The organism is Pedococcus sp. P5_B7 (assembly GCF_054049895.1).
The window spans coordinates 1-26,019 of record NZ_JBFULM010000003.1 but is presented as its reverse complement, the minus strand read 5'-3'; the positions used below and the strand labels follow the sequence as shown (position 1 = coordinate 26,019).

General features: G+C 70.8%; 23 protein-coding genes and 1 tRNA gene. 13 read left to right on the top strand and 11 right to left on the bottom strand.

What is annotated here, in order from left to right:
* Positions 1-12: 12 nt before the first annotated feature.
* Positions 13-798 (bottom strand): hypothetical protein, encoded by a 786-nt coding sequence (locus tag ACXJKD_RS09170; RefSeq protein WP_457254202.1) that lies wholly within the window; start codon positions 796-798, stop codon positions 13-15.
* 108 nt (positions 799-906) lie between these two features.
* Between ACXJKD_RS09170 and folP the strand changes: the two genes are divergently transcribed.
* Positions 907-1,824 carry a dihydropteroate synthase gene (gene folP / locus ACXJKD_RS09165; protein WP_457254201.1) on the top strand — a complete coding sequence of 306 codons (918 nt, stop codon included), beginning with the start codon at positions 907-909 and terminating at the stop codon, positions 1,822-1,824.
* 93 nt (positions 1,825-1,917) lie between these two features.
* Here folP and ACXJKD_RS09160 read toward each other — a convergent pair whose 3' ends face one another.
* Positions 1,918-4,854, bottom strand: a complete 2,937-nt coding sequence (locus ACXJKD_RS09160; protein ID WP_457254200.1) for an HYR domain-containing protein — start codon at positions 4,852-4,854, stop codon at positions 1,918-1,920.
* 487 nt (positions 4,855-5,341) lie between these two features.
* Here ACXJKD_RS09160 and ACXJKD_RS09155 point away from each other — a divergent pair, with 487 nt between their 5' ends.
* A complete protein-coding gene (locus ACXJKD_RS09155) occupies positions 5,342-5,545 on the top strand; it encodes a cold-shock protein (RefSeq protein ID WP_056882965.1) in 204 nt (67 codons plus the stop codon).
* Positions 5,546-5,708: 163 nt separating this feature from the next.
* On the opposite strand, the gene ACXJKD_RS09150 is transcribed toward ACXJKD_RS09155, so the two are convergent.
* Positions 5,709-7,634 (bottom strand): penicillin-binding transpeptidase domain-containing protein, encoded by a 1,926-nt coding sequence (locus ACXJKD_RS09150; RefSeq protein WP_457254199.1) that lies wholly within the window; start codon positions 7,632-7,634, stop codon positions 5,709-5,711.
* Positions 7,635-7,825: 191 nt separating this feature from the next.
* Between ACXJKD_RS09150 and ACXJKD_RS09145 the strand changes: the two genes are divergently transcribed.
* The 3 genes from ACXJKD_RS09145 to ACXJKD_RS09135 all read left to right on the top strand — a co-directional run bounded on the left by ACXJKD_RS09145 (position 7,826) and on the right by ACXJKD_RS09135 (position 10,385).
* Positions 7,826-9,421, top strand: coding sequence for an LCP family protein (locus ACXJKD_RS09145; RefSeq protein ID WP_457254198.1), 1,596 nt, complete (start codon positions 7,826-7,828; stop codon positions 9,419-9,421).
* A 102-nt stretch (positions 9,422-9,523) separates the two neighbouring features.
* A tRNA-Ser gene (locus ACXJKD_RS09140) sits at positions 9,524-9,616 on the top strand.
* A gap of 172 nt (positions 9,617-9,788) precedes the next feature.
* Positions 9,789-10,385, top strand: a complete 597-nt coding sequence (locus ACXJKD_RS09135; protein ID WP_457254197.1) for a hypothetical protein — start codon at positions 9,789-9,791, stop codon at positions 10,383-10,385.
* On the opposite strand, the gene ACXJKD_RS09130 is transcribed toward ACXJKD_RS09135, so the two are convergent.
* The 4 genes from ACXJKD_RS09130 to ACXJKD_RS09115 form a co-directional block, all read right to left on the bottom strand.
* The gene (locus ACXJKD_RS09130) at positions 10,280-11,557 is read right to left on the bottom strand and encodes a glycosyltransferase (protein WP_457254196.1); all 1,278 of its coding nucleotides are present in this window, start codon (positions 11,555-11,557) and stop codon (positions 10,280-10,282) included. The two genes, ACXJKD_RS09135 and ACXJKD_RS09130, sit on opposite strands and share 106 nt — an antisense overlap.
* An 11-nt stretch (positions 11,558-11,568) precedes the next feature.
* Positions 11,569-13,641, bottom strand: a complete 2,073-nt coding sequence (locus ACXJKD_RS09125; RefSeq protein WP_457254195.1) for an ArnT family glycosyltransferase — start codon at positions 13,639-13,641, stop codon at positions 11,569-11,571.
* Positions 13,642-13,729: 88 nt separating this feature from the next.
* Entirely contained in the window at positions 13,730-15,196 is a 1,467-nt protein-coding gene (locus ACXJKD_RS09120; RefSeq protein ID WP_457254194.1) for a HAMP domain-containing sensor histidine kinase, read from the bottom strand.
* Positions 15,193-15,927, bottom strand: coding sequence for a response regulator transcription factor (locus ACXJKD_RS09115; protein WP_457254193.1), 735 nt, complete (start codon positions 15,925-15,927; stop codon positions 15,193-15,195). The genes ACXJKD_RS09120 and ACXJKD_RS09115 overlap by 4 nt, the downstream gene beginning before the upstream one ends.
* 169 nt (positions 15,928-16,096) lie before the next feature.
* On the opposite strand from ACXJKD_RS09115, the gene ACXJKD_RS09110 reads away from it, so the two are divergent.
* Together ACXJKD_RS09110 and ACXJKD_RS09105 are read left to right on the top strand one after the other, a co-directional pair.
* Positions 16,097-16,591, top strand: a complete 495-nt coding sequence (locus ACXJKD_RS09110) for a hypothetical protein (protein WP_457254192.1) — start codon at positions 16,097-16,099, stop codon at positions 16,589-16,591.
* Positions 16,588-16,773 (top strand): hypothetical protein, encoded by a 186-nt coding sequence (locus tag ACXJKD_RS09105; RefSeq protein WP_457254191.1) that lies wholly within the window; start codon positions 16,588-16,590, stop codon positions 16,771-16,773. The genes ACXJKD_RS09110 and ACXJKD_RS09105 overlap by 4 nt, the downstream gene beginning before the upstream one ends.
* Positions 16,774-16,775: 2 nt before the next feature.
* Here the strand turns inward: ACXJKD_RS09105 and ACXJKD_RS09100 are convergent, their stop codons facing one another.
* Entirely contained in the window at positions 16,776-17,768 is a 993-nt protein-coding gene (locus ACXJKD_RS09100; protein WP_457254190.1) for a LacI family DNA-binding transcriptional regulator, read from the bottom strand.
* Positions 17,769-17,924: 156 nt separating this feature from the next.
* Here ACXJKD_RS09100 and ACXJKD_RS09095 point away from each other — a divergent pair, with 156 nt between their 5' ends.
* Genes ACXJKD_RS09095 through ACXJKD_RS09080 form a run of 4 tightly spaced genes read left to right on the top strand, consistent with a single transcriptional unit; the run spans position 17,925 to position 21,290 of the window.
* Complete coding sequence (locus tag ACXJKD_RS09095; RefSeq protein WP_457254189.1) at positions 17,925-19,031, top strand: substrate-binding domain-containing protein; 1,107 nt, start codon at positions 17,925-17,927, stop codon at positions 19,029-19,031.
* 2 nt (positions 19,032-19,033) lie between these two features.
* Positions 19,034-20,056, top strand: coding sequence for an ABC transporter permease (locus ACXJKD_RS09090; protein ID WP_457254188.1), 1,023 nt, complete (start codon positions 19,034-19,036; stop codon positions 20,054-20,056).
* On the top strand, positions 20,053-20,886 hold the full coding sequence (locus ACXJKD_RS09085) for an ATP-binding cassette domain-containing protein (protein ID WP_457254187.1): 834 nt from the start codon (positions 20,053-20,055) through the stop codon (positions 20,884-20,886). Before ACXJKD_RS09090 ends, ACXJKD_RS09085 begins: the two co-directional genes overlap by 4 nt.
* Positions 20,883-21,290: a universal stress protein gene (locus ACXJKD_RS09080; RefSeq protein ID WP_457254186.1), complete on the top strand. Its 408-nt coding sequence runs from the start codon at positions 20,883-20,885 to the stop codon at positions 21,288-21,290. The genes ACXJKD_RS09085 and ACXJKD_RS09080 overlap by 4 nt, the downstream gene beginning before the upstream one ends.
* Positions 21,291-21,450: 160 nt before the next feature.
* On the opposite strand, the gene ACXJKD_RS09075 is transcribed toward ACXJKD_RS09080, so the two are convergent.
* On the bottom strand, positions 21,451-22,935 hold the full coding sequence (locus tag ACXJKD_RS09075; RefSeq protein ID WP_457254184.1) for a hypothetical protein: 1,485 nt from the start codon (positions 22,933-22,935) through the stop codon (positions 21,451-21,453).
* 51 nt (positions 22,936-22,986) lie between these two features.
* The gene (locus ACXJKD_RS09070; RefSeq protein WP_457254182.1) at positions 22,987-23,943 is read right to left on the bottom strand and encodes a helix-turn-helix transcriptional regulator; all 957 of its coding nucleotides are present in this window, start codon (positions 23,941-23,943) and stop codon (positions 22,987-22,989) included.
* A 61-nt stretch (positions 23,944-24,004) separates the two neighbouring features.
* Here ACXJKD_RS09070 and ACXJKD_RS09065 point away from each other — a divergent pair, with 61 nt between their 5' ends.
* The gene (locus tag ACXJKD_RS09065) at positions 24,005-24,628 is read left to right on the top strand and encodes a mycothiol transferase (RefSeq protein ID WP_457254181.1); all 624 of its coding nucleotides are present in this window, start codon (positions 24,005-24,007) and stop codon (positions 24,626-24,628) included.
* Entirely contained in the window at positions 24,625-25,419 is a 795-nt protein-coding gene (locus tag ACXJKD_RS09060; protein WP_457254180.1) for a DinB family protein, read from the top strand. The genes ACXJKD_RS09065 and ACXJKD_RS09060 overlap by 4 nt, the downstream gene beginning before the upstream one ends.
* 81 nt (positions 25,420-25,500) lie before the next feature.
* Here ACXJKD_RS09060 and ACXJKD_RS09055 read toward each other — a convergent pair.
* Positions 25,501-26,019 (bottom strand): phosphoenolpyruvate carboxykinase domain-containing protein (locus ACXJKD_RS09055; protein WP_457254179.1); only part of this gene is annotated, 519 nt, incomplete at its 5' end.

The following is a 26,019-nucleotide window of genomic DNA, read 5'->3' as shown; positions in this document are numbered from 1 at the left end:
AAACAAGTCGGGCTAGAGCGGCGAGTCCTGGCGTTGCGTCGCGTCGAGGTGGCTGCGCAGGATCTCGACCGCGAGCTCGTCGCGGGACCGGCCGGTCGCAGCGGCCCGCTCGGCAAGCGCGGCCGCCAGGTCCGGCGGCACGTCGAGGGTCGTGGCGGAGGAGCCGTGGTCGTCGGTCGAGCCGGGCCCGAACTTCATCAGGGCCGCTCCCACCACCGTGCCCAGGACGTCGAGGATGGCGACGATGCCGACCGCGCGGTAGAAGGTGTCCTCACCGGGGTCGACGCCGAGCACCAGCATGCTGGTCATCAGGGCCAGGAGGGCGGCGAGGCCGATGGTGCCGAGCAGCATCCGTCGAGCCAGGGTGTTGGCCTTCTCGCCGGGTGCGAGCAGCAGGCAGGTCTGGGCGAGGGTGGCGGCCACGATCGCCCCGATCGCGAAGGTCTTGACCCAGGCCTCGTCGAGCCCGTCGTGCGAGTCGAGCCAGATCAGCAGGAGCCCGGTCACGAGCGGGACGAGGACGACCACACCCCCCGCGACCCCGACGGGCTGCGACCTCCGGCCCGCGGTCGTGAGGTAGCAGAGCACCGCGATGCTGACCACGCCCACCAGCAGGGTGGTGAGCAGGACCTGGCCCTCCGTCTCTCCGAAGTCACCACCGCCGAGGAGGGCGATGATGCCGAGGAGGGCGGCGAGCGAGAACGAGCCGATGGTGACGCGGACGATCCAGCGGCGGATCGGTGCCGTCGTGGGCGTCGTGGGTGTCGTGGGCGCGGCGGGCGTCGTGGGGGTGGCCATGGCTCATGGTGGTGCATCCGCCCGGGTTCGCGCCTGAGTACCGAGCGCAGAAGGCGTGGTCCGAACGGGTGGTCTCTGCCCGCCCGACCCGGGTGCGAGGATGGCTGGGTGAGCCTCCCCGAGCCGCGCCCCCTCGACCTACCGCGGACGCCACCCCTGCGTCTGCGCGGCCGGACGTTCGACGCGTCGAGCCCCGCGGTCATGGGGATCATCAACCGCACCAGTGACTCCTTCTTCGCCGGCAACCGCCATGCCGACCTCGAGTCGGCCAAGCGCGCCCTCGAGGTCGCGGTGGCGGCCGGTGCTGACATCGTCGACATCGGCGGGGTGCGCGCCGGGCAGCAGGGCGAGGTGGTCGGACCGCAGGAGGAGATCGACCGCGTCATCCCCTTCCTGGCCCACGCCCGGGCGGCCTACCCCGACCTCGCACTCAGCCTCGACACGTGGCGGTCCGAGGTGGCGCAGGAGGCGGGGCGGCACGGCCTCGACCTCGTCAACGACACCTGGGCCGGCCACGATCCCGAGCTCGTCCACGTCGCGGCGAAGATCGGGGCCGGGGTCGTCTGCTCCCACACCGGTGGCCTCCCGCCGCGCACCGATCCCGTCAAGGTGACCTACGGGACCGACCCGCTCGACGTCGTCCGTGACGTGCTCCGCACGCTCGCCGACGGTGCGTCCGCGGCCCGGCAGGCCGGCATACCCCAGGACCGCATCCTCATCGACCCCACGCTCGACTTCGGCAAGACGACCGTGCACTCCCTGGAGGTGCTCCGGCACACCGCGGAGGTGGCGGAGCTGGGCTTCCCGATCCTGCAGGCGTTGTCCCGCAAGGACTTCGTGGGTGAGTCGCTCGGGCTCGAGGCCGATGACCGGCTCGAGGGCACGCTGGCCGCGACCGCCGTGGCCGCCTGGCTGGGTGCCACGGTGTTCCGGGCCCACGACGTGCGCGCCACCCGTCGGGTGGTCGACATGGTCGCGGTCATCCGCGGCGACCGCGCGCCGGTCCGCGCCGTACGCGGTACGTAGTACGCGCCGGCCCACGGACCCTCTCGGACCCGCTGGGGATGCGACGACGGCCGGAAGCCCCCTGGCTTTCCGGCCGTCGCCACGTTCCTCAGCTCACCGCAGGGTGATGGTCACCGTGTGCGGCACTCCGTCACCGAGGTCGATCCGCAGCTCGTACGTGCCGACCTGGAGCGGCTTGGTGTTGAGGTTGAACAGGTACTGCCCATCGGTGTACCTGAACAGGTTCCCGGTGGTGGCCGCCGAGGTCGACACCGCCACCGGCGTGGTGCCGGCTGCCGGTGCGGAGACCTTGCGGATCCACAGAGTGGACTGCAGGTTCGTGACGCCGGCCGAAGCGCCGGTCAGCGCGAACTTCACCGGGATGGTGCTGCCCTGCTTGTAGGTCCCACCCTCGGTGACCGGCGCCAGCACGCCGCTCCAGCCGACCGACACCGTGACCGTGAAGGACACGGCACTCGTGTTGCCCGCGTGGTCGGTCGACGTGCAGTTGACGTTGGTCGTCCCGAGCGGGAAGGTGCTGCCGCTCGGCGGGGTGCAGGTCACCGCGGTGGCCCCGTCGACCAGGTCGGTGGCCTGCGGCTTCGGATAGGTGACGACCGCGCCGGCGGCGGACGTCGCCGTGGCGGTGCGGTTCGAGACGCTGCCGAAGCTGGGTCCGGTGCGGTCGGCCACGGTGACGGTGAACTCGGCTGTGCCGGTGTTGCCGCTCAGGTCCGTCGCCGAGCAGGTGACGACGGTGTCACCCAGGGGGAAGGTGGAACCCTGTGCCTGGTCGCAGGTCACCGGTCGCGTGCCGTCTACGAGGTCCGTCGCGGTCGGGACCACCCAGCTGTGTGCCGCGCCAGCGGCCGAGGTGGCCTCGATCGTCTGGCTGGCCACCGCCCCGACCACCGGGGCAGTCGTGTCGGCGACGTTGACCGTGAACGTCTTGTCGACCGAGTTGCCGGAGAAGTCCTTCGCAGTGCAGGTCACCTGGGTCGCGCCCAGGGCGAAGACCGAACCGGATGCCGGGTCGCAGACGACGTCTGGCGACGCGTCGACGAGGTCGGTGGCCGTCGCCTCGAAGGACACCGGCGCACCGTTCGGCCCGGTGGCCTCTTCGGTCTCGACGGAGACGTCGTTGAACACCGGCGGCGTCGTGTCCTCCACGGTCACGGTGAAGTGGCCCGTGCCGGGGTTGCCGCGGATGTCGGTCGCGGAGCAGTCGACCCTCGTGTCACCGAGGGCGAAGAGCGAGCCGCTGGCCGGTGCACAGACGACGCTGACGTCGCCGTCCACGAGGTCGGACGCGAGACCGACCGCATACGTGACGGTGGCACCGTCTGGGCCGGTGGCCTCGTCGGTGACCGACTTGAGGGTGGGCAGCTCGGGCGCCGTCGTGTCCTTGACGTCGACCTTGAAGGAATCCGCGGCCGTGTTGCCGTGGGCGTCCGTGGCCGAGCAGCTCACCGTGGTGGGCGTGTCGAGTGCGAACTGGGTGCCCGAGGCGGGGTCGCACTCCACCGCTACGGTTCCATCGACGATGTCGCTGGCGGAGGTCGACCAGTCGACGACGGCACCCGCCGGGCTGGTGGCCTCGGCGATGATGTTGGCCGGCACTGTGAGGGCCGGAGCCGTGGTGTCCTCGACCGTGACGGTGAAGGTCGCCGACCCCGTGTTGCCGTGGGTGTCCTTGGAGGTGCACTTCACCGTGGTTTCACCCACCGGGTAGGTGTCCCCGGAGTTGTGGTCGCAGTCGACCGCGCGGTCGCCGTCGACGTCGTCGAGGGCAGTGGCCGCGGTCCAGTCGACCTGGGCGCCGGACGGCCCGGTGGCCTCGACCGCCTCAGGCTCGTGCACGGTCACCTTGGGGGCAGTCTTGTCCTGCACCGTGATGACGAACGAACCCGTGCCGGTGTTGCCGGCCGCGTCCTTGGCCGTGCACGTGACAGTCGTCGCGCCGAACGGGAAGGTGCTGCCCGATGCAGGGGTGCAGCTCACCGGCAGTGAGCCGTCGACGTTGTCCGTCGCAGTCGCGGTGAAGGAGTGCGCTGCACCGGCGGGGCTGGTGGCGCCGACCGTCACGTCGGAGGGCACGGTGACGACGGGGACCGTGTGGTCGGCCACCGAGACACTGAAGGTGGTGCTGGCCGAGTGGGCGCTCAGGTCAGTGGCCGAGCAGGTGACGGTCGTGCTGCCGATCGGGAAGGTGGAACCCGAGGCAGGCAGGCAGGAGACCGGGCGGCTGCCGTCGACGGCGTCGGTCGCCGTGGGCGAGGTGTAGGTGACCGGAGCGCCGGCTGAGTCGACCGCGTCGACGGTCACGTTGGAGACCGTGGAGAGCGACGGTGCGGTGGTGTCGACGATGGAGTAGGTCGCCGTCGCGGTGCCGAGCAGGCCGCCGGCGTCGGTGTAGGAGCAGGAGACCGTCCGGCTGCCGAGCCCGGCGGAAGCGCGAGGTCCGCTCAGGGCCGTCACGGAGGGCGTGACGCTGCCCGAGCCGTCGTGGTCGTCCGTCCACGTGCAGGTCGGCGTCGGCGCGGAACCGAACTCGTAGCTGCCGCCTGCCGTGACACCGGCCAGCGTCATCACGGGTGCGAGGTTGCTCGCGCAGTTCCAGGAGACCCCGAACGTGCCGGTGTCGCCGGCCGGGTAGGCGTTGGACGTGACCTTGACCGACACCGTCGTGTTGCCGGTCGCCGCCCCGGAGGAGATGGTGGTGCTGACGGGGAAGGTGAATGCCTGCCTCGCGCCGTTGGCGGTGAACCCGTCGGGGACGACCACGGGGTCGCCTACGAGGGTGGTCGTGACCTGGCTGCTGCCGTCGGTGATCGCGATGGTCAGCGTCTCCCCGGGCAGGTAGTGGGACGTGTTCGACCCGCCAGTGCGCTTCACCTCGACGAGGCCCGACCTGGTGACCGGGAGCGTGCACGCGGTGGCGACGAGATCGGTTGTGGCCGAGGCGACCGTATCGCCATCGGGCGTGACCACGTCGGCGTGGGCCGACCCGGCCGAGAAGAAGGTGAGGCTGGCGGCAGCGAAGACCGCCATCAGACGTGATGGTGCAGACAGTGACATGGACGTCCCCCAAGAACGAACGAAGCAGAGCGCGAGTAGTGATCGAACGATGGCACCACCGCTGACCTGCGCAAATACCCCCGAACCACAATAAGTCCAAACGGCTGACACGTTCGTTGAGGTGGCTTTCCGAGGCCTCGGTTTGGATGCAGCTGGCCGTGGAAGCGCCCCGGCTGAGCGTGAGTTGGGGAGGTAGCGTGAGTTGGTGATCTGACGAGAATTTGACCTCGGAGGACCTCACGCGGTCCCCATCCTGCGTGCTAGCGTTTCTCAGGGTTGCATCAAGCAGTTCCTCGCAAGGTCGACGAAGTGCCCGCCCTAGCACCATCAGAGCGGGCATTCGCCTTCTTAGGTGGCAGTTGGTCTGAGGGCGGGCATGTCTCGTCCGTGGGGGTGTGTACGGCAGCCTGGGTTCCGCGAAGTGCGGATTCCCAATGGCTACAAAAGAAAGAGTTACCCCATGGCACAGGGAACCGTTAAGTGGTTCAACGCTGAGAAGGGCTTCGGCTTCATCGCCCAGGACGGCGGCGGCCCGGACGTGTTCGTCCACTACTCGGCGATCGAGTCCTCGGGCTACCGCTCGTTGGACGAGGCGCAGCGCGTGGAGTTCGAGGTCACCCAGGGACCCAAGGGTCCCCAGGCTGACGCCGTTCGCCCGATCTGACCCGAGGACTGCTCAACCCACAGTCTTCCGACAAGGCCCCCACCACCGGTGGGGGCCTTGTCGCGTCCCGGTATGCCGCGTGGCGCCATCCCATGCAAAAGGCGAGTTAGCGCCGCGTCGCCCGGCGCTAACTCGCCTTTTGCATGAATCTGCGACGCTGGGGCTAGCCGGCGGCGAGGGCGGTGAGGAAGTCCTTGGCCACCGGCGCGGCGACGCTGCCACCGCTGGCGCCCTTCTCGACGAGCACCGCGAACGCGACGTCGCCCTGGTAGCCGACGAACCACGCGTGCGTCTCCGGCGGGTTCTTGGCGCCGAACTCCGCGGTGCCGGTCTTGCCGCGGACGATGCCGCCGGGCGTCCCCTTGAGCACCGTCGCGGTGCCACTGCTCACGACCTCACCCATCAGCGTCCGGAGCTGGCCCACGACCTTCGCGTCGAGGGGCTTGGCGGTCCGGTCGGCACCGTCGACGGCCGGGTCCGTGACGAGGGCGGGGGCGATGGTCGACCCACGCGCGACGTTGGCGGCGAGGACCGCCAGGGCCAGCGGCGACGTGACGTTGCGACCCTGTCCGATGGCGGCCGCCGCCTTGTCGGTCTTGCCGTTGTTGTCGGGGATGCTCGCGTCGAACGCGTTGGCGACACCGAGGGTCTTGGCCCACCCCGTGAGGCCGAGGGTCGCCGCGGCCTTGGCCAGGTCGTCGTTGCCCAGCTTGGTCGACAGCTGCACGAAGGCGGTGTTGCAGGAGTGCGCGAAGTCGGTGGTGAAGTCGGGGGTCCCGAGTGACTCGCCCTCGAAGTTCTTGTAGGACCTGCCGTCGACCACGAAGGTCTTGGGGCACGTGACCGAGGTCCCCGGCGTGACCTTGCCCGAGCTCAGGAGCGAGTAGGTCGTGGCGATCTTGAACGCCGACCCGGGCGGGTAGTGACCGGTCATGGCCCGGTCGAACCCGAGGGCCGGGGAGTTGGCCGAGGCCAGGACGTCACCGGTCTTCACGTCGACCGCGACGAGCGCCGAGGGGACGTCGCCGGTCGAGGCGATCGCGTTCTCGGCGGCGTCCTGCACCCTGGGGGAGAGGGTGGTCGACACGTCCTTGCCGGGCACGGCGTCCTTGGCGAACAAGGCCGTGTCCGGCTCGGCGCTCGAGGTGACCTGCACTCCCGCGGTGCCACCGAGCACCGCGTCGTACTGCCCCTGGAGGCCACTGACCCCGGCGTAGTCGCCCGCGGCATACCGGCCCTTGGACTTGGCGATCAGCTCGGCGCTCACGGCGCCGAAGGAGCCGAGCAACGGCTGGCCGAAGGTGCGCGTCTTGGCCAGCGGCTGCTCGCGGGCGGGGTAGATCACGCCCTTGAGCGCGTCGAGGGCGGCCTTGCGCTCGTCGAAGTCGGACTGGCGGTAGGTGATGACGGGGATCGGAGCCTTGCTGCCGGCCTTCGTCGCGGCGGCCAGCTTGGCCACGAGCGACCCGGCCGGCTCGTCGACGATCTGCTCGAGCTCGCGCACGGTGGCGGCGGTCGCCCGGGACGGGTCGATCTGCACCGGGTAGACCTTCCCGATCGGGGTCAGGGCCTGCCCGTCACGGTCGCGCAGGGTGCCGCGCTCGCCCCACGTGCGGTTGGCGGTCAGGGTGGCGCCGGTCTTGAGCTGCGGGTGCCACTGCGAGTGGTCCTTCGGCAGGGTGATCGCCCAGCGGCGTCCGCCGGTCGCGGCGCGCTCGGCGGTGACCGGCACGTCGTACGACCAGACGACGCCCCCGGCCAGGGTCCACGAGACGTGCGCCGTGGCCGTCGCGCGGTCGCCGGTGCGCCGCACCCCGTCGGCGGTGACCTTGACCGGGCCGGTGCCCAGACCGGCGGTGGCCTTGGTGAACTCCGCCTGGACGACGTCGCTGGTGGTGCCGGTGAAGAGGATGCCCGGCTTGGTGAACGAGCGCCCCGCCCACGACGTGGCGAAGGCCGCCACCTCCTCCTTGGCGGCGGCGTCGAGCGCCTTCTCCGCCTCGGTGTGCCGCCACCACAGACCAGCCCCGGCCGCTGCTGCGACCAGGACGACGGCGGTGATTCCCCCCACGACTGCGCGTTGCCTCATGCGTCCATCCAACCTCACCTGTTGCTGCTTCGTCCCATTTGTCACCCCTGGACAACCCAGCGGGCTGGTGTGGCGTCTGGGGGACAGGACGCAGAAGGCCGAACACTCAGGAAGCGCCCGTACACTCACGGGGGCGATTCGTCGCCCGGCCACCTGCAGGGGTGGCCTTTTCAGGAATCAGAGAGGTATACGTGAGCGAGCCCACCAACGGCTCTGCGCCCGGCGACGACATCCCCGGCCAGAGCACGGGTGCCCCCGCCGACGGCACGCGCAGCACCACCGACGTCCCCCGGCGTCGGTCCGACCGCCACACCGCCAAGCACCATCGTCACCCGTGGCTGCGTCGCGCTGCCTTCGGCGTCGCCGGCCTCCTCGTGGTGTCTCTCGTCCTCGGCGTCGCCGCCTACGTCAAGCTCAACGGCAACATCCACCGCCTCGACATCAGCAGTGCGCTCGGTGACCGTCCGAAGCCGCAGGCCACCACGGACGCGCAGACCAACCTGGCCCCGCTGAACATCTTCGTGATGGGTTCGGACAGCCGTGAGGGCACCAACCTCGGCAAGGGACAGACCGAGTACGGCATGGCAGGCAGCCGCTCCGACACCAACCTCATCGTCCACCTCTCCGCCGACCGCAAGTCGGCGATCGTCGTGTCGATCCCGCGTGACTCGATGACGATGGCGCCGCGCGACTGCAAGAACAAGAACGACAAGGTCGAGAACGGCGTCGTCCGGCAGTGGAACCAGAACTTCACGCTCGGCGGGCCGGCCTGCACCATCCGCACGTTCGAGGGACTCACGGGCGTCTTCATCGACCACTTCGTCGTGATCGACTTCCGCGGGTTCCAGAGCATGGTCGACGCCCTCGGGGGCGTGACGGTCTGCCTCCCCGAGGCGGTCAAGGACCGCCAGAGCTTCCTCGACCTCCCGGCAGGCAAGAGCAGGGTCAACGGCAAGAACGCGCTGGCCTACGTGCGGTTGCGCCACAACATCGGTGACGGGTCGGACCTGGGTCGGATCGACCGCCAGCAGGCGTTCCTGTCGTCGGTGATCCAGGAGGCGACCAAGTCGTCGCTGCTGCTGCGCCCCGACAAGCTCTTCCGCTTCCTCAACGCCACCACCTCGGCGATGACGACCGACAACGGCTTGAACGTCGGTGAGATGAAGGACATCGCGCAGAGCGTGCAGAGGATCGGCACCGACCAGATCCGGTTCGTGAAGCTCCCGACCGAGGCCTACGCCCCCGACCCGAACCGCGTCCAGTGGACCTCCAGCGCCGACACCATCTGGAAGGCGCTCCGCACGGACAAGCCGCTGCCCGGTACGAAGGTGCCCTCGAGCACCACCACGGCCACCGGGTCGCCCACCACGACCGGGCCCGCGCTGACCGTCTCCCCGGACCGGATCAACGTGCGGGTCAGCAACGACTCGGGCATCGCGGGGCTGGCCAAGCAGTCAGCCGCGGAGCTCCAGGTGCAGGGTTTCAACGTCTCGTCGTACATCACCGGCAACAAGAGCACCGACGGTGTCGTGGTCCGCTACGGCCCGGGGCAGAAGGAAGCGGCGCGCACCGTCGCGGCCGTCTACCCGGGGGCGCAGCTGCGCGAGGACGACAGCCTGAGCACGACGCTCGAGCTGAGCATGGGTGTCGGCTCGCCCAAGGCCGTCGAGATCCCCAACCGCCTCGGCACCCAACCGCTCCCCAAGCCGACGGTGTCTGCCACGCCGAGCACCGGCCCGAGCGAGACCATCAAGGCGCGCACCGCAGACCAGGACATCTGCAGCTGACCTAGCCAGCGCAGCCCAGCGGCTTCCGCACAGGGTCGCTTTGCTCCCGTCGAGGGGGTGCAGATACCCTGTGCGGGCTCGGTTGCTCCATCGACCGGGCGAGGAGACGTCGCCTAGTCCGGTCTATGGCGCCGCACTGCTAATGCGGTTTGGGTTTATCGCCCATCGAGGGTTCAAATCCCTCCGTCTCCGCCACCCGAAGCAAGGCCCGACACGCTTTTCGTCGGGCCTTGCTTCGGGTGTGCCCGACGGGGAGTCCGTCGACCGTTCGAAGTGAACGCCCGTGCGTCCGGCCCCGTTTGCCGCGATCCGCAGGCGAGATCCGCCGGGCTCGGGCATCCTGTGGGCGACCGAGCCAAGGAGCGTCATGTCGTACCCGTCCAACCCGTTCGGCCCGCCCGGCCACCAGTCCCAGCCGGAGCCCCAGTCCCAGCCGGCGTACCAGTCCCAGCCGGCGTACCAGTCCCAGCCGGCGTACCAGCCCCAGCCGGACTACCCACCGCAGTCCCAGCCGCCCAACCCCCAGGCGTGGGCACCGGTCCACCAGACGGGGTATGCCGCGCAGGGACCCGGGCCCGGGCAGTACGCACCGTTCACGCCGGCTCCCAAGGGCGGCAACGGGCTGGCGGTCACGGCGCTCGTGATGAGTGGGCTCGCCTTGCTGGCTGTCGTGGCGATGGCCGCGTTCTTCTTCGTCGGGCCGGTCATGTCCGGCGGTGGCTACGTCCTCACCGGCGAGGTGACCGTCGTCGACAAGGGCGCGAGCTACTCGGCTCTCCAGGACTCGCTCGTCGCCGCGATCGAGGACGACGGCGGGTCCGTCGACGAGATCGTGTGTCCCGAGCGCTCCCAGGTCGGTCAGGGGCTGGTCACCGTCTGCCACGGCTCCGTGGACGGCTTCGACTGGACCGGCATCGTGGTGTTCGAGGACGACGCGGGCTCGTTCATCGTCACCGAGTACTGACCCTGCGGGGACCGCGGCTCCCGGCGGAAGATCCACGACCGCATCGCCACGAACCGCACGACCGTCGAGGCGGCCGTCGCAGCGCCGACGACGAAGGTCGCCACGGCGGTCGACGGCGCACTGACCGCTGCGTGCAGGAGCGCCAGCGCGCCCGCGGTCATCAGCCAGGTGATGCCGAAGACGGCCATCCCCTGCAGCTGTGACCGGAGCCGACCGGCGCCGCGGATGCCGAAGGTCCACCGTCGGTTGAGGGCGGTGTTGGCGACGGTCGCCACGAGCAGGGCGACCAGGTTGGCCGTCTGGGTCGAGGACGCCACCGACGCGAGCGACGCGAACAAGCCGAGGTGGATGACCGTCGACACGAGTCCCACCGCCGCGAACCGGCTGACCTGCCGCCACGTCCCGGCGGACGGGTCGTGGCGGCCGATCCGTGCGGCGATGTCCGCGACGGGAAGTCGTCCGGACGCCAGGCCCCGGCGCAGCCTGAGCACGCCGCGCAGGTCGTCGAGCGCCGTGGTGACGACGTCGACCCGCGAGTCGGGGTCGTCGAACCAGTCCACGGGCACTTCGTGGATGCGCAGGCCCGAGCGTTGGGCGAGCACGAGCAGCTCGGTGTCGAAGAACCACGTGGGGTCCTCGACCAGCGGCAGCAACTCGGCTGCCACGTCGCCCCTGATCGCCTTGAACCCGCACTGGGCATCGGTGAACCCGGCCCCGAGCGCAGCCTTGAGGACGAGGTTGTAGCAGCGCGAGATCACCTCGCGCTTGGCTCCCCGGACGACCCGTGAGCCCCGGGCCAGGCGTGACCCGATGGCCAGGTCGGAGTGCCCCGACATGAGTGGCGCGACCAGCGGCCACAGGGCGTCGAGGTCGGTGGACAGGTCGACGTCCATGTAGGCGAGGATCGGTGCGTCGGAGGCGAGCCACACCTGCTTGAGCGCGCGCCCCCGTCCCTTCTCCGCCAGACGCGCCAGGGCCACGCCCGGGAGCTCCGCCGCGAGCCCCGACGCGACGGCGACCGTCGCGTCGGTGCTGGCGTTGTCCGCCACCGTGATCCGGTACGGGTAGGGGAACGTCTCGGCCAGGTGGGCGTGCAGCCGGCGGACGCTGGCGGCGACCGTGTGCTGCTCGTTGTGGACGGGGATGACGACGTCGAGCACGGGGGCGGTCATCTCGGCTCTCCTCAGGTGGTCTGCGTGGTGCTGGTGGTCGCTGAACCAGCGCTGGAGGCCAACGGCTGAGTCAGGTCGTAGAAGGTGGATCCGCCGATACTGACCTGGGTGAAGTTGGCCGCCACCCACTCCGAGATCTGCGTGCCGGTGCCCGAGCTGCCCAGCCCGCCACCGCGGCCACCGCCGGACCCCCCACTGGCGAAGTAGTGGACGTCGCCGTCGGCGACGTACTGCTGGAACTGCGCCAGGGTCGGGCTTGGGTCACTGCCGTTGAAGCCACCGATGGCCATCACCGGCAGGCCGGTCCCGAGCTGCAGGCCGGCCGCGTTCTGCGACCCGATGGCGGCGGCGACCCAGCGGTAGGAGCTGGCGCCGGCCGAGAGGGCCGAGACGACCTCGGTGTTCGGCGTCGAGGCGCTGAGCAGGCCGCCCATGCCACCGGCGCGCGTGCCACCCGTCGTGCCGGTGCCGGCCTGTGGCCCGCCGGTGATGCCCTGCGGAGGTGCACCCAAGCCGCCCGGGCCACCGCCCGGCATACCGCCGCCTCGGCCGCCGGCCACCGCCGGACCCGCCGTGACGATCGACCCGGTGTGCGCGGTGCCGACGGTCTGGACGCTGTAGGCGGCCGGCCCGGCGAGCGCCGCCACGAGGGCACCGGCGATCACCACCGGCACGAACCGGCGGTGCAGCTGCGTGATGGCGAGGAGCAGGAGGGCGCTGGCGAGGCCGAGCGCGAGGACGAAGATCCGCAGCCAGCCCTGCCAGTCGGTCCGCGAGAGCAGGATGAACGACCAGGTGGCGGCCGCGGCGGTCGCCACTGCGAGGGCGATCGACCCGACCGAGCTGTGTCGATGCTCCCAGGCCTCCGCGGCACCCATGCCGACCAGGGCGGCGATGGCGGGCGCGAGGGCGACCGTGTAGTACTCGTGGAAGATGCCGGCCATCAGCGAGAACGTCACCATCGTGACGAGCAGCCAACCGCCCCAGACCACGTATGCCGCGCGGCGGGCATCCGTGCGCGGGGCCCGGCCCCGCAGGTAGAGGCCGATGGCCAGGAGGATGAGGGCCGACGGGATGAGCCAGGAGATCTGGCCGCCGATGGACGAGCTGAACATGCGCCCCAGGCCGGTCGCGCCCCAGCCGTTGCCGCCGCCGACCGACCCGGTCTCGTTGCCGCTGATCCGGCCGAGGCCGTTGTAGCCGAAGGTGAGCGACAGGAACGAGTTGTCCTGCGACCCGCCGATGTAGGGGCGCAGGCTCGCGGGGATGAGCTCGACGATCGCCACCCACCAGGCCGCGGACAGGACCATGGCCGCGCTCCCGATGAGGGCACCGGTGATGCGACGGCGGAGGGTGGTGTCGGCGAACAGGACGTAGGCGAGGCCGAAGGCCGGGACGACGAGGAGGACCTGCAGCGCCTTGGTCAGGAAGCCGAGGCCGATGAAGACGCCGACGATGGCGAACCACTTGGCCGAGCCCTGCTCGATCGACTTCATCGTGGCCCAGGCCCCGAGCGCCATGAGGAGGACGAGCAGCGCGTCGGGGTTGTTGAACCGGAACATCAGGACGGCCACCGGCGTCAGCGCCATGACCGCGCCACCGATGAGCCCGGCGGCAGCGCCGAAGTGGCGCTTCACCGTCGCGTAGACGACGCCGACCGTGGCAACGCCCATCAGCACCTCGGGCATGAGGATGCTGAAGGAGCTGAGCCCGAGCACCCGCACCGACAGGGCCATCACCCACAACGAGGCGGGCGGCTTGTCGACGGTGATCGAGTTGCCCGCGTCAGACGAGCCGAAGAAGAACGCCCTCCAGCTGTCGCTGCCGGCCTGCACCGCGGCGGAGTAGAACGAGTTCGCGTAGCCGTTCGAGGTGAGGTTGGCGAAGTAGAAGAGGGCCGTCGCGAGGGGCAGGCCGAGGAGTGCAGGGCGGGCCCAGGACGGGTCGCTGTCGGGGCCGCGCCAGAGGCGCTGGATCCAACGCGGCGTCGTCGGCTCGGCCGGGCCAGCCTGCACGGGGGTGGTGGGGCGCGCGGGCAGCTCGGGCTGGCCGGCGGCGTCGCGGTGGAGGGTCATCGTGTCCATGCCCCTACGGTCGGGCCGGGCCCTGTGCGAGCCCTGTGGTGCTCCTGAGTCCCGGTGATGAGTCCGGCCTGGTTGCGGACCGCCCGACTCAGCCTCGAGGTAGGGCGACCGTGAAGGTGGTGTCGCCGGGGCTCGAGGACAGCTCGACGTTGCCGCCGTGCGACTTGGCGACGGCGTCGACGATCGAGAGCCCGAGGCCGCTCGAGCCGGACGCCCGGTTGCGCGAGTCGTCGCCTCGGGTGAAGCGTTGGAAGACGTTGCGCTGCAACGCCTCCGGCACGCCGGGGCCATCGTCCGACACGCTGAGCCTGATCCACTGCCCGTCGGGCTTGACCGACATGATCACGCGGGTGCCCGCAGGGGTGTGGGTGCGCGCGTTGGCCAGGAGGTTCGCGACGACCTGGTGCAGACGAGCCGAGTCGCCGGTCACCTCGACGGGCTGGTCGGGCAGGTCGAGCTCCCAGCGGTGGTCGGGGGAGGCGGCGTGGGCGTCGCTCACCGCGTCCATCGCGAGGAGCGACAGGTCGACGGGCTCGCGGTCCAGGGGTCGGCCGGCGTCCAGCCGGGCCAGCAGCAGGAGGTCCTCGACGAGTCCCTGCATGCGCAACGCCTCGGACTCGACGCGCGACAGCGCGTGCGTGACCGACGCGGGCACCGGCTCGCGCTCGCGCCGGGACAGCTCGGCATACCCGCGGATGGAGGCGAGGGGAGTGCGCAGCTCGTGCGACGCGTCGGCGACGAACTGTCGCACCCGCTGCTCGCTGTCGTGCCGTGCCTGCAGCGCGCCCTCGACGTTGTCGAGCATGTTGTTGAGCGCGAGGCCGACCTGGCCGACCTCGGTGCGGGGGTCGGTGTCGGTGTCGGCGAGCCGCTCGGCGAGGGCGACGTCGCCGGAGTCGAGCTTGAGGTTGGAGACCTTGGTCGCGGTGTGGGCGACCCGTTGGAGGGGAGCCAGGTTGCGCCGCACCAGCCACAGCCCGCCGGCCGACACCAGGATGAAGCCGATGACGGTGCCACCCACCATCAGCGTGATGACCTGGTTGATGGTCGCGGTGACGCCGCCCGTGGGCAGCCCCGAGATGACCGTGTCGCCATCACTCTCGTGGGCCGACGCCAAGCGGTAGGTGCCCAGCCCCTCGATCTCGACCGTCTTCGGGTTCGTGCCGATGCCGGCGGCCAGCAGGGCGCTGACCTGCGCAGTGGTCAGCGTGCCGGTCGTCTCGTCGTGCTCGACCCGGTTGACGCTGACGAGGCTGTCCCGGACCACCAGGGTGAGGGATTGGCCGCCGCCGCCGGGGAGGGGGCCTCCTCCGCCGGGGCCGGGTCCCCGCCCGTCGTTGGAGCGGGGACCGCCGGCCCGGACGAGGGTCGACTGGAGGTCCTGGTCGAGACGGCCGACGAGGAAGTCGTGCAGCAGCACCACGGTCAGGGACGACGTGGCGAGGGTGATGGCGAGGAACAGCCCGACCACCGTGGCGACCAGCTTCCTGCTCAGGGTCCAGGTGGCCGGGTTGAGGCTCGATCGAGCAGAGCCGACCGCGGCGGCAGGGCTCATGCTGCGGGCTTGAGGACGTACCCGACGCCACGCATGGTGTGGATCATCGGCTCGCGACCCGCGTCGATCTTCTTGCGCAGGTAGGAGATGTAGAGCTCGACGACGTTGGCCTGGCCGCCGAAGTCGTAGTTCCACACGCGGTCGAGGATCTGTGCCTTGGAGAGCACCCGCTTGGGGTTGCGCATCAGGTAGCGGAGCAGCTCGAACTCGGTGGCCGTGAGGTTGATCGGCTCGCCGGCCCGGGTCACCTCGTGGCTGTCCTCGTCCATGCTGAGGTCACCCACCACCAGCACGGAGTCGGACTCGTCGGTGACGACGGCGGTGCGGCGCATCAGGGCGCGCAGCCGAGCCACCACCTCCTCCAGGCTGAACGGCTTGGTGACGTAGTCGTCGCCGCCCGCGGTCAGGCCGGCCACGCGGTCCTCCACGGCGTCCTTGGCCGTCAGGAAGAGCACGGGCACGTTCGGGTTGTCGCCACGCATCCGGCGCAGCACCTCGAGTCCGTCGAAGTCGGGGAGCATCATGTCGAGGGCGACCGCATCGGGCTGGAACTCCCGGGCTGCCCGGACCGCCGCGACACCGGTGGCCGCCGTGCGGACCTCCCAGCCCTCGTAGCGCAGCGCCATCCCCAGCAGCTCGGTGAGGTTGTTCTCGTCGTCCACGACGAGGACGCGGACGGGGGAGCCGTCGAGGCGCTGGAGCTTGGCGGAGGCTGACTGCTTCGTGTTCATGGTCCTAGGAAACACCGGAACGATGTGCGGCGCCCTCGGATCTCCTGTGCGAATCCTGTGAGCCCTCTGTGCCGGATGCTCAGCCGTCCGATACCCGTTCCACAGCATCGCCACAGCGTCGCTACCGAGAGTCGGATCCGACCACCTTCCCATCGACGTTGGAGAACCGATGACGACCCCGCGCACCGACGACACCGCCCCGCAGCTCGTGTGGGCGCAGACCCAGACCCTCCCGTATGCCGCGCGGGAGCCGGCCGTGGCGCCCACCGCCCCCGCGCCCCCCGCGCCCGCCGTGGCCGGCCCGGCCGACGCCGAGCCGGTCGAGTCGCCTGGAGCACCGGACACCGCACCTGCCCTCAACCCGCCCACCTGGAGTGGTCGCAAGACCGCGATCGCCGCGGCGCTCGCCATCGGCTTCTCCTCGATGGGCGCGGTGGCCGCCGCTGCCGCGATCCCGCCAGGAACCACCCAGAGCGGCGGCCCGGTCCAGCAGGGTGGCTTCGGGCCGGGAGGGCGCCAGCCGGGCGGCTTCCCCCAGCAGGGCACTCAGCAGGGCACTCAGCAGGGCACCCAGCAGGGCACCCAGCTGCCGCAGGGTCCCGGCCAGGGCGGCTCGGGCTCGGTGCAGCAGGCGTCCACTGACCCGAACGCGGGCACGCCATGATCCACGTGGCCGTCCTGCCGGGCAGTGCCGTGGCGCGCTGGGTGCGACGGCGGACCACGACGGCCGCGAGCACGGCATACCGGAACGTGGAACCGTTGGCGCGCAAGGACTTCAGCATGGTGCCGGTCTGTGGGTCGGTGCGGCCCTCGGCCTCGCAGCGCCAGCTCAGCCAGCGGCTCTGACGTCAGGGGCGGATCTCGCCCGAGCCGCGCTCGACCAGCTCGGGAGCCAGCACCACGTGACGAGGGGGTGAGGTGTCGCCGTCGATCCGGGCGAAGAGGCGCTGGGCCACCTCGGCCCCGATCGCGCCGACGTTCTGTCGGATCACGGTCAGCGGCGGGTCGACGATGTCAGCCAACGGGAAGTCGTCGAAACCGACCAGGGCGATCTGACCTGCCTTGCCGAGCCTGTGCAGTGCTCGAATCGTGCCGACTGCCAACGAGTTTCGCGCAGCGAAGATCGCGGTCGGGGGCTCGGTGCTGTCGAGGAGCCGGTGGACAGCAGCCTCCGCGTCCTCCGCCGAGCGCAGCGACGTGATGATCCTCGACGGGTCGAGCGGGATGTGTCGCGCGCGCATCGCGGCCTCGAAGCCCTCGTGCCGGGTGCGCGCCGTCTGGATGGTCGGCAGGTCGCCGAGGAACGCGATCCGCCGGTGTCCATGGGCGACCAGGTGGTAGACCGCGAGCCGCGAGCCACGGGCGTTGTCGATCGTGACAGAGTCGGTGTCGATGCCGTTGGGGGTGCGGTCCACGAACACGATGGGCAGACCGCTGCGCAGGTCGTCGGCGAGGTAGTCGTGACGATCGGTCGCGGGCATGAGGAGCAGGCCGTCGACCCGTCGGCGCACCAGGCCCTCGACCAGCGCGCGCTCGCGCTCGGGCTCCTCATCGAGGCTCGACGCCACGATGACCACGTCGCGGTCGCGGGCCTCGTCCTCGAGGCTGCGCAGGAGGCTGGACGAGAACGAGTTGCTGACGTCCTGCAGGAGCGCGCCGACCATGGCCGTCTTGCCGTGTCCGCGGCGCAGGTTGCTCGCTGCGAGGTTGTGCCGGTAGCCGAGCTGGGCGACGGCCCGTTCCACCCTCGTCACGACGTCGGCCGAGACGCCGGACTCGCGGTTGACGACGCGTGACACCGTCTTGAGGCTCACGCCCGCGAGAGCCGCCACTTCGCGCATGGTGGCACGGGGACGTCGAGTATCTCCCTTTGACAACGATGTCACGATCACGTCTGCAGTTGTACAGGAACTGTTGACAAAAGCACAACTGAAGACTAGAAACGCTCTTGACAACGTTGTCACGCGGCACCGGCGCCGCACGAGATGGGAGACACCATGCGTCACAGCACTCTGCAGACCCCCACCTTCCGCCGCACCCTTGCGGTCACCCTCGCCGCCTCGACTGCCCTCGCCCTCGGCGCGTGCAACCGTGGCGGCGCCGACACCGGCGGAGGTGGCGGCGGTGAGGCCGCCGTCGGCGTCACGCTCATCACCAAGGACTCCACGAACCCGTTCTTCGTCGCCATGCAGAAGGGCGCCAAGGCCGACGCCGCCAAGAACAACGTCAAGCTGACGGTCGCGTCCGGCAAGCAGGAGGGTGACGACCAGGGCCAGATCACGGCGATCGAGGACGCCATCGCCCGCGGCGACAAGGGCATCCTCATCACGCCGATGAGCACCGGCGTCAACGCCGCCATGAAGAAGGCGCGCGACGCCAAGCTGTTCGTCATCGCCCTCGACACCCCGCCCGACCCGGCCGACACCGTCGACATCACCTTCGCGACCAACAACCGCAACGCCGGCAAGCTCGACGGCCAGTGGGCCGCGGCGCAGCTCGACGGCAAGCCTGCGGTCATCGCGCTGCTCGACCTGTTCGACGACAAGATCGTCTCGGTCGACTACAACCGTGACCAGGGCTTCCTCGAGGGCATGGGCATCGACGTGGCCGACGGCAAGAAGAACGGCGACGAGGCCAAGACCGGCAAGTACTCCGGCGGCAAGGGCGGCGACTACACGATCGCCTGCAACGAGGCCGGACAGGGCGCCGAGGACGGTGGGCGCTCGGCCATGGAGAAGTGCCTGGCCAAGAACCCGAACATCAACGTGGTCTACACGATCAACGAGCCGACCGCGGTCGGTGCCAACGCGGCCCTCAAGGCGGCCGGCAAGACCGCGCTGATCGTCTCGGTCGACGGTGGCTGCGCCGGCGTCGGCAGTGTCAAGAGCGGCGTGATCGGTGCCACGGCCCAGCAGTACCCGCTGAAGATGGCCACGCTGGGTATGGAGGCCATCGCCAAGATCGCCCGCGGTGGCGAGAAGCCGCAGGTCTCCCCCGGCCTCGACTTCTTCGACACCGGCGTCGCGCTCGTCACCGACAAGAAGGCTGACGGTGTCGACAGCATCACCTCTGACGAGGGCGCCAAGATCTGCTGGGGCAACTGACCATGTCGACCCAGGTCACCTCTGCTGCCGCCGAGTTCGCTCGGCGGCAGCAGTCCCCCCTCCAGCGCGTGCAGCACCAGCTGCACGGCAAGCCGTGGCTGAGCCCGCTCTTCCTGCTGCTCGTGACGTTCCTGGTGTTCTTCATCGCGACGCCCACGTTCCTGACCGCCAACTCGATGGGCATCCTGCTCCAGCAGACGGCAGTGGTGGCGGCGCTCGCGGTGGGCCAGACGCTGGTCATCCTGACGGCCGGCATCGACCTGTCGGTCGGCGCGATCATGGTGCTCTCGATGATGGTGACAGCCACGCTCGCCAAGGACGGCGGCATGCCGGCCGTCCTGGCGCTGGCGATCGGGGTCGTCCTCGCGACGGGAGCCGGCTTCCTCAACGGCCTGCTCGTGACGCGGATCAACCTCCCGCCGTTCATCGTCACCCTCGGCACGCTGAGCATCTTCACGGCCGTTGCGTTGCTCTACTCCGGCGGTGAGAGCATCCAGGCCGACCACCTGCCACGGCTGCTCAACTTCCTGGGCGAGGGGTTCGCGATCGGCCAGTTCCGGCTCACCTGGGGCATCGTGGTGGTCATCCTCATCTACGCCGTGATGGGGTTCGTGCTCTCGCAGACCGCGTGGGGACGCTACGTCTACGCGGTCGGTGACGACGCCGAGTCGGCCCGCCTCTCGGGTGTGCCGAGCAAGCGGATCCTGCTCGCCGTCTACACGGTGGCCGGCCTGGTCTACGGCATCGCCGGCTGGATCCTCATCGGACGAGCCGGAGCCGCCACCCCCAACGCGGCACCCGACGCCAACCTGGCCAGCATCACCGCGGTCGTCATCGGCGGCACCAGCCTCTTCGGTGGCCGGGGTCGCCTCATCGGCACCCTCATCGGTGCCCTCATCGTCCAGACGTTCGCCTTCGGTCTGTCCCAGATGGGCGTCAACCAGCAGTGGCGCGTCATGGCGACAGGCGTCCTCGTCATCGTGGCCGTCGGCATCGACCAGTGGATCAGGAAGGTGAAGGCATGAGCACCAGCACGCTGGAGGTCGCCCACGGTGGCATCCCGTCGGGCAAGGAGGGCATCTATGCCCAGGATCCCGTCCTCTCGGCCCGCAAGCTCGTCATCACGTTCGGCCGCGTCGTCGGCCTCGACGGGGTCGACCTCGACCTCTACCCCGGAGAGGTCCTCGCGGTCATCGGCGACAACGGTGCCGGCAAGTCGACACTGATCAAGTGCCTGACCGGGGCGTACGTCCCCGACTCCGGCGACATCACGCTGAACGGGCAGCCGGTCCACTTCAAGAAGCCGCAGGACGCCCGCGAGGCGGGCATCGAGACGGTCTACCAGCAGCTGGCCGTCATCCCCGCCCTCGACATCGCGAGCAACCTCTACCTCGCCCGCGAGGAGCGCCGCAAGGGCCTGCTCGGGTCGGTGCTGCGGATGCTCGACAAGAACGGCATGGAGAAGCGGGCCGGCCAGTCGGTGCAGAGCCTGGGCATCCAGACCATCCAGAACATGAGCCAGGCGGTGGAGACCCTCTCGGGTGGCCAGCGCCAGGCCGTGGCCGTCGCCCGCGCGGCGGCGTTCGGGAGCAAGGTCGTCGTCCTCGACGAGCCGACCGCCGCCCTGGGCGTCAAGGAGTCCGGGATGGTGCTCGACATGGTCAAGCAGCTGCGCGACCGTGGCCTGTCGGTCATCCTGATCAGCCACAACATGCCGCACGTCTGGGAGGTCGCCGACCGCATCCACATCCAGCGGCTCGGTGGCCGGGCCGGTGTCATCACCCCGCAGACGCACGACATGGGTGAGGGCGTGGCCATCATGACCGGTGCCAAGCGCGTGGACGGTTCGTCGTGAGCGGCGTGGTCGTCGTGGGCTACATCCCGACGCCCGAGGGCATCGCCGCCTTCGAAAAGGCCAAGGACGAGGTCGTGATCGACGGCTCTACGCTCGTCGTGGTCAACACCGGCCAGAGCGGCAACTTCGCGGGCTCGACGTTCGCGAGCCCCGCGGACATCGACGCGATCGATGTCGAGCTCAGCGGCGCGGGGATCGCCCACGAGGTGGTCCAGTCGACCGACGAGCTGGCGCCCGCCGAGGCGATCCTGCGGGTCGCCGAGGAGAGGGATGCGCGGCTCATCGTGATCGGGGTCCGACGTCGGACCCCCGTCGGGAAGCTCTTCCTCGGCAGCACCTCGCAACAGGTGCTGCTCGACGCGCACTGCCCGGTGCTCGCCGTGAAGGCGGCAAAGGCCGGCTGACCAAGACCCTGACCCGGACCCCCTGACCGGGCCAGCCCCCACGCGAGCGGCGTCCCTCCGACAAGGAGGGGCGCCGCTCGTCCGTCTGCCGACGTCCTCAACGAGGAACCTTGCTAGCAAAGGTTAGGAGGGGAGGCGGGGGAGGCGGGGGAGGCGGGGTTCAGGTGCGCGCCGAGCCCAGGCCCAGGACGACGGCGATGCCGAGCGCGCTGCGCGGGTCGTAGGCCGTGCGCCACAGCCCGCCGTGCACCGCGCCATCCGCTTCCTCGCGCCACGGCGTCGTGGGTGCGTGCGGTGCAGTGCGCAGGTCGTGGACGAGGAGGGCGGCCATCAGGGTGTTGCTCGTGGCCGGCTCGAAGACCTCGATGCCGAACCGGTGCGCACCGGCGTACGCGCTCGCGAGGGCGCGGTTCTTGACCACCGAGCGGGTGCGGGTGGGCGGGGCGACGTTGAGCGACACGGTGCGGCCGTCGCGGCGAGCGACGGTGGCCCGCCAGCGTTGCAGCCGCTTGGCCAGCGCGTAGTTGGGCCCCTGTTGCGGCACCAGGCTGTCGTTGAGACCGGGGTCGGTGCCCGGCGCGTAGTTGCGTCGCAGCAGGCGCCCGCCGCTCACCGTCCGCAGCGCCGGTCGCACCAGCCGCATCGGCGTCGACGGGCCGCGGTAGCTGCGGGTGGAGTGCTCGACCGCCTCACCCGGCACCGCGAAGACGTCCGTCGGGGTGGCCAGGAAGGCGAGCGCCACGTCGGCCCGCCGCCTCATCAGCTCGACGCTGAGGGCGTCCACGGCGGTGGAGACGCGCACGTTCGTCGCCCCGTCGGCATACACGTAGTTGCCGAGGACGAGCGGTCCCTCGACCTCGGTCAGCCAGTCGGCGACGGCCGGGAGCCCGTGCAGCAGGTCGGCGCCGGCGTGGGCGGCGAGGTCGCCGGCCGACCACGGTGCGTCCGCGGCCACCGGCATGTGGAGGGTGCCGGCGCTCGCGGCGGCGACGTCGAGCACGCGCTTCCAGATGTCGGGGCGGGGCAGGTCGACCCCCACGACGTGCCCACCCCACGACAGGATCGAGCGCAGCGGGCCCATCTCCGCGCCGGCGCCGAGCACGACGACCCGCTGGTCGCTGAGGTCGAGCCAGTCGGGGTTGGCCAGCACGGTGCGGACCGCCTCGGCGGCGGACGGCTCGATGATGCCCCGGGTGGTCCAGTCGTCGAGCTGCCGTCGGAGGGCGTCGCCGCGCAGGCGCTGGCCGTGCAGCGGGAGGCTGAGCTCGGTCGCCCGCGCTCCGGTGCCCCGCACCGTGGCGGTCCCCAGGGGTGTGCCGCCACCGGCGGTGAACGCCTCGTCGAGCGCCACCTCGCCGTCGGCAGTCGTGGCGCGCATCCGCCCGTGCAGCGAGTCGAGACCCGCGCGGGCGACGTCGACCGCCGCCTCGCCGTCCCGCAGCAGGCCGGCCTCGACCATCCGCCTGAAGTGCGTCAGGTAGCCCTGCCGCCAGTTGGTCTCCCGCTCAGCAGCCTGGGCCCCGACCGGGTCGACCGGCCGGAGCGCGTCCGCCACGACCGCGCGTCCGAGCGCGGAGGTGCTGCGCTTGCCGTCGACCTCGGGGAAGACCACGCCGTGCGGTTGGTGGGAGTCGCTCTGCGCCATGCTCCGCGAGTATGCCGTGTGGCATCGCAGCGCGACGAGCCGCCGGGGGCGTCAGCTCGCGGCGTCAGACAGGCGACGCGCGATCTGCTCCACGGCCGAGCGCAGCTCGGGGCCGTTCACGACGCGGAAGGGGACGGGGAGCGCAGCCAGCTGGGCGGCATACCAGTCAGGGGCGCTGGTGCTGCCGACCAACCGGGTGGTGCCCTCGGGCCCCTCCTCGAGCCGGCCGAGCCCGCGCGGCAGCAGCCGCGTCACCGCCTCGACGGGCGCCTGCACGACGACGTCGGTGGCGTACTCCCACCCGGCCGACAGATGGGTCTCGAGCTCGGCGACGGGGTCGAGGCCCGCCGGGGGCTCGAACCGTTCGGCGAGTGGGTCGACCGCGGAGACCCGGTCGATGCGGAACGCGCGACGGGCGCTCGCGGCGTGGCTCCAGCACAGCAGGTACCACCGGCCGTGGCGCACCACCACGGCCCACGGGTCGACCTCCTGAGACCACTCACGCCCTGCCTCGGTGCGGTAGCCGATGCGGACGCGGGAGCGGTCGATGCTCGCCTGGACGAGGGCGGTGGTGGTCTGCGGGTTCGGTCGGGCGGCGGCGCGGTCGGGGGCCGGTGCGGCGGCGCGTCGGACGGCTTCGGCCTGCGCGGCGACGGGCTGGGGGAGCGCGCGGATGATCTTGCCCAGCGCGCTGCCGGCCGGGTCGGCGGGGTCCGCGGCCTCGTGGTGGCCGTCGAGCACGGCCATGACGAGGGCCAGCGCCTCGGATGCCTCGAACATCAACGGCGGGAGCCGCAGCCCCCGCCCGACGCGGTAGCCGCCGTAGGGGCCGCGCTGGGACTCCAGAGGGATGCCGGCCTCGCGCAGGATCGCGACGTAGCGTCGGGCGGCCCGCTCGGTGACCCCGAGGCGGTCGGCCAGCCGGCCCGCGCTGATGCCGGGGCTGCCTTGGATGAGCTCGAGCGCCAGCAGCGCGCGAGCGGTCGGGCTCGTGTCGGTGGGCGGCATGGCGACAGCGTAGGACGACATGCGGAAGCCAAACGTCCGGAACAAGCCCTAGCGTGCAGACATGGCTACGACAGACAGCTCGAGTGACCCCGTCACCGACGCCCCCTGGGAGCCCCCGCTGGCCGGCAACGAGACCGAGGCCGTGCTCGGCGCGCTCGAACGGCTGCGCGCGACCTTCCGCTACAAGGCCGACGGCCTCGACGCGACCGGTCTGACCACGCGGATCGGCGCGTCCTCGCTGACCCTCGGCGGGCTGCTCAAGCACCTCGCTGTCGCAGAGGACCACAAGTTCACGGTCAAGCTGAGCGGCGCCCCGATGGAGGCCGTGTGGGACGACAACGGGTGGGATGACGACGATGACTGGGAGTTCGCCTCCGCGGCGCAGGATTCCCCCGAGAAGCTCTACGCCCTCTACGACGCAGCGGTCGGGCGGTCGCGGGCCAGGGTCGCCGAGGCCCTGCACGATGCGGGCTTGGCCGTGGGCCTCGACCACATGGTCGAGGCGAAGGATGAGCACGGCAACCACGCCAACCTCCGACGGCTGCTGCTCGACATGGTCGAGGAGTACGGCCGCCACACCGGTCACGCCGACCTGCTCCGCGAGGCGGTCGACGGCCGGGTCGGCGAGGACCCGCCGCCCGGGTGGCAGCCGGTGTCGGGCGCGTGGACCTGGCCCGCCCGATGAGCGACCACGACGAGCACCCCGGGTTCGACGCGACCCACCGTGGCGAGACCTTCCGCCGGTTCGACTTCACCGACGCCGTCTTCGACGACACCTACCTGGTCGGCGCACGGTTCAAGAACGTCGCCCTCAAGGGCGCGAGGATCACCGGCTCGCAGGTCGTCGACGTCGACATCACGGGTGAGGTGGAGCGCCTCACCGTCAACGGCGTCGACGTCACCGACTTCGTCGAGTCCGAGCTCGACCGTCGGGAGCCGGACCGCGCCAAGATGCGGCCGCGGACGCCGGCGGAGTTCCAGGAGGCCTGGGACATCCTCGAGCGACGGTGGTCCGAGACGATCGAGCGGGCCCGTCGCCTGGACCCGGAGCGGCTCCACGAACGGGTCGACGGTGAGTGGTCGTTCATCGAGACGCAGCGCCACCTGGTCTTCGCGACCGACGCGTGGATCCGTCGGGCCCTGCTGGGTGATCCCTCGCCGTGGAGCCCGCTCGACCTGCCCCACGACGACATGGCCGACATCCCGTCGGTGCCCCGAGACCAGACGGCACGTCCGTCGCTCGACGAGGTGCTCGAGCTGCGTCGTGACCGGATGGCCACGATGCGCGAGGTCGTCGACGGGCTGACCGACGACCAGGTCGAGAGCCGGACGGCCGCGGTGGCCGAGCCCGGCTACCCCGAGTCGCGGGACTTCCTCGTCGCCGACGTCGTGGGCTGCATCGTCAACGAGGAGTGGTACCACCACCAGTACGCCATCCGGGACCTCGCCGTCCTCGAGGCTCGCGGGTCAGCCTGACCGACGCGAAAGGCCCGGAACCACAGGGGTTCCGGGCCTTTCGACGTATGCCGCGCGGGCGGCATACGGGCTAGCTCACCGTCACTCGACGCCGAGGCGGGCCTTGAGGCCGTCGAGCTCGACCTGGAGCTGGGTCGGAAGGGTGTCGCCGAACTTGGCGAACCACTCCTCGATCTGTGGGATCTCGGCCTTCCACTCGTCGGCGTCGACGGCGAGGGCCTGCTCGAGCTCGGCGTCGCTCATCTCGAGGCCGTCGGTGTCGAGCGACTCGGGGGTCGGCACGTGGCCGATCGGGGTCTCGACCGCGGCGGCCTTGCCCTCGATGCGCTCGATGGCCCACTTGAGGACGCGGCTGTTCTCGCCGAAGCCCGGCCACAGGAAGCCACCGTCCTCGTCGCGACGGAACCAGTTGACGTAGAAGATCTTCGGCAGCTTGGACGCGTCGGCGTCCTTGCCGAGGTTGACCCAGTGCTGGAAGTAGTCGCCGGCGTTGTAGCCGATGAACGGCAGCATCGCCATCGGGTCGCGGCGGACGACGCCCACCGCGCCGGTCGCGGCGGCGGTGGTCTCGGACGAGAGCGTGGCGCCCATGAAGGTGCC

Excerpts from the sequence above, each read along its gene's own strand:
- ACXJKD_RS09170 (WP_457254202.1), bottom strand. The coding sequence starts at position 798 with ATGGCCACCCCCACGACGCCCGCCGCGCCCACGACACCCACGACGCCC.
- ACXJKD_RS09160 (WP_457254200.1), bottom strand. The coding sequence starts at position 4,854 with ATGGCGGTCTTCGCTGCCGCCAGCCTCACCTTCTTCTCGGCCGGGTCG.
- ACXJKD_RS09155 (WP_056882965.1), top strand. The coding sequence starts at position 5,342 with ATGGCACAGGGAACCGTTAAGTGGTTCAACGCTGAGAAGGGCTTCGGC.
- ACXJKD_RS09150 (WP_457254199.1), bottom strand. The coding sequence starts at position 7,634 with ATGAGGCAACGCGCAGTCGTGGGGGGAATCACCGCCGTCGTCCTGGTC.
- ACXJKD_RS09135 (WP_457254197.1), top strand. The coding sequence starts at position 9,789 with ATGTCGTACCCGTCCAACCCGTTCGGCCCGCCCGGCCACCAGTCCCAG.
- ACXJKD_RS09130 (WP_457254196.1), bottom strand. The coding sequence starts at position 11,557 with ATGACCGCCCCCGTGCTCGACGTCGTCATCCCCGTCCACAACGAGCAG.
- ACXJKD_RS09125 (WP_457254195.1), bottom strand. The coding sequence starts at position 13,641 with ATGGACACGATGACCCTCCACCGCGACGCCGCCGGCCAGCCCGAGCTG.
- ACXJKD_RS09120 (WP_457254194.1), bottom strand. The coding sequence starts at position 15,196 with ATGAGCCCTGCCGCCGCGGTCGGCTCTGCTCGATCGAGCCTCAACCCG.
- ACXJKD_RS09115 (WP_457254193.1), bottom strand. The coding sequence starts at position 15,927 with ATGAACACGAAGCAGTCAGCCTCCGCCAAGCTCCAGCGCCTCGACGGC.
- ACXJKD_RS09110 (WP_457254192.1), top strand. The coding sequence starts at position 16,097 with ATGACGACCCCGCGCACCGACGACACCGCCCCGCAGCTCGTGTGGGCG.
- ACXJKD_RS09105 (WP_457254191.1), top strand. The coding sequence starts at position 16,588 with ATGATCCACGTGGCCGTCCTGCCGGGCAGTGCCGTGGCGCGCTGGGTG.
- ACXJKD_RS09100 (WP_457254190.1), bottom strand. The coding sequence starts at position 17,768 with ATGCGCGAAGTGGCGGCTCTCGCGGGCGTGAGCCTCAAGACGGTGTCA.
- ACXJKD_RS09095 (WP_457254189.1), top strand. The coding sequence starts at position 17,925 with ATGCGTCACAGCACTCTGCAGACCCCCACCTTCCGCCGCACCCTTGCG.
- ACXJKD_RS09090 (WP_457254188.1), top strand. The coding sequence starts at position 19,034 with ATGTCGACCCAGGTCACCTCTGCTGCCGCCGAGTTCGCTCGGCGGCAG.
- ACXJKD_RS09085 (WP_457254187.1), top strand. The coding sequence starts at position 20,053 with ATGAGCACCAGCACGCTGGAGGTCGCCCACGGTGGCATCCCGTCGGGC.
- ACXJKD_RS09075 (WP_457254184.1), bottom strand. The coding sequence starts at position 22,935 with ATGGCGCAGAGCGACTCCCACCAACCGCACGGCGTGGTCTTCCCCGAG.
- ACXJKD_RS09070 (WP_457254182.1), bottom strand. The coding sequence starts at position 23,943 with ATGCCGCCCACCGACACGAGCCCGACCGCTCGCGCGCTGCTGGCGCTC.
- ACXJKD_RS09065 (WP_457254181.1), top strand. The coding sequence starts at position 24,005 with ATGGCTACGACAGACAGCTCGAGTGACCCCGTCACCGACGCCCCCTGG.
- ACXJKD_RS09060 (WP_457254180.1), top strand. The coding sequence starts at position 24,625 with ATGAGCGACCACGACGAGCACCCCGGGTTCGACGCGACCCACCGTGGC.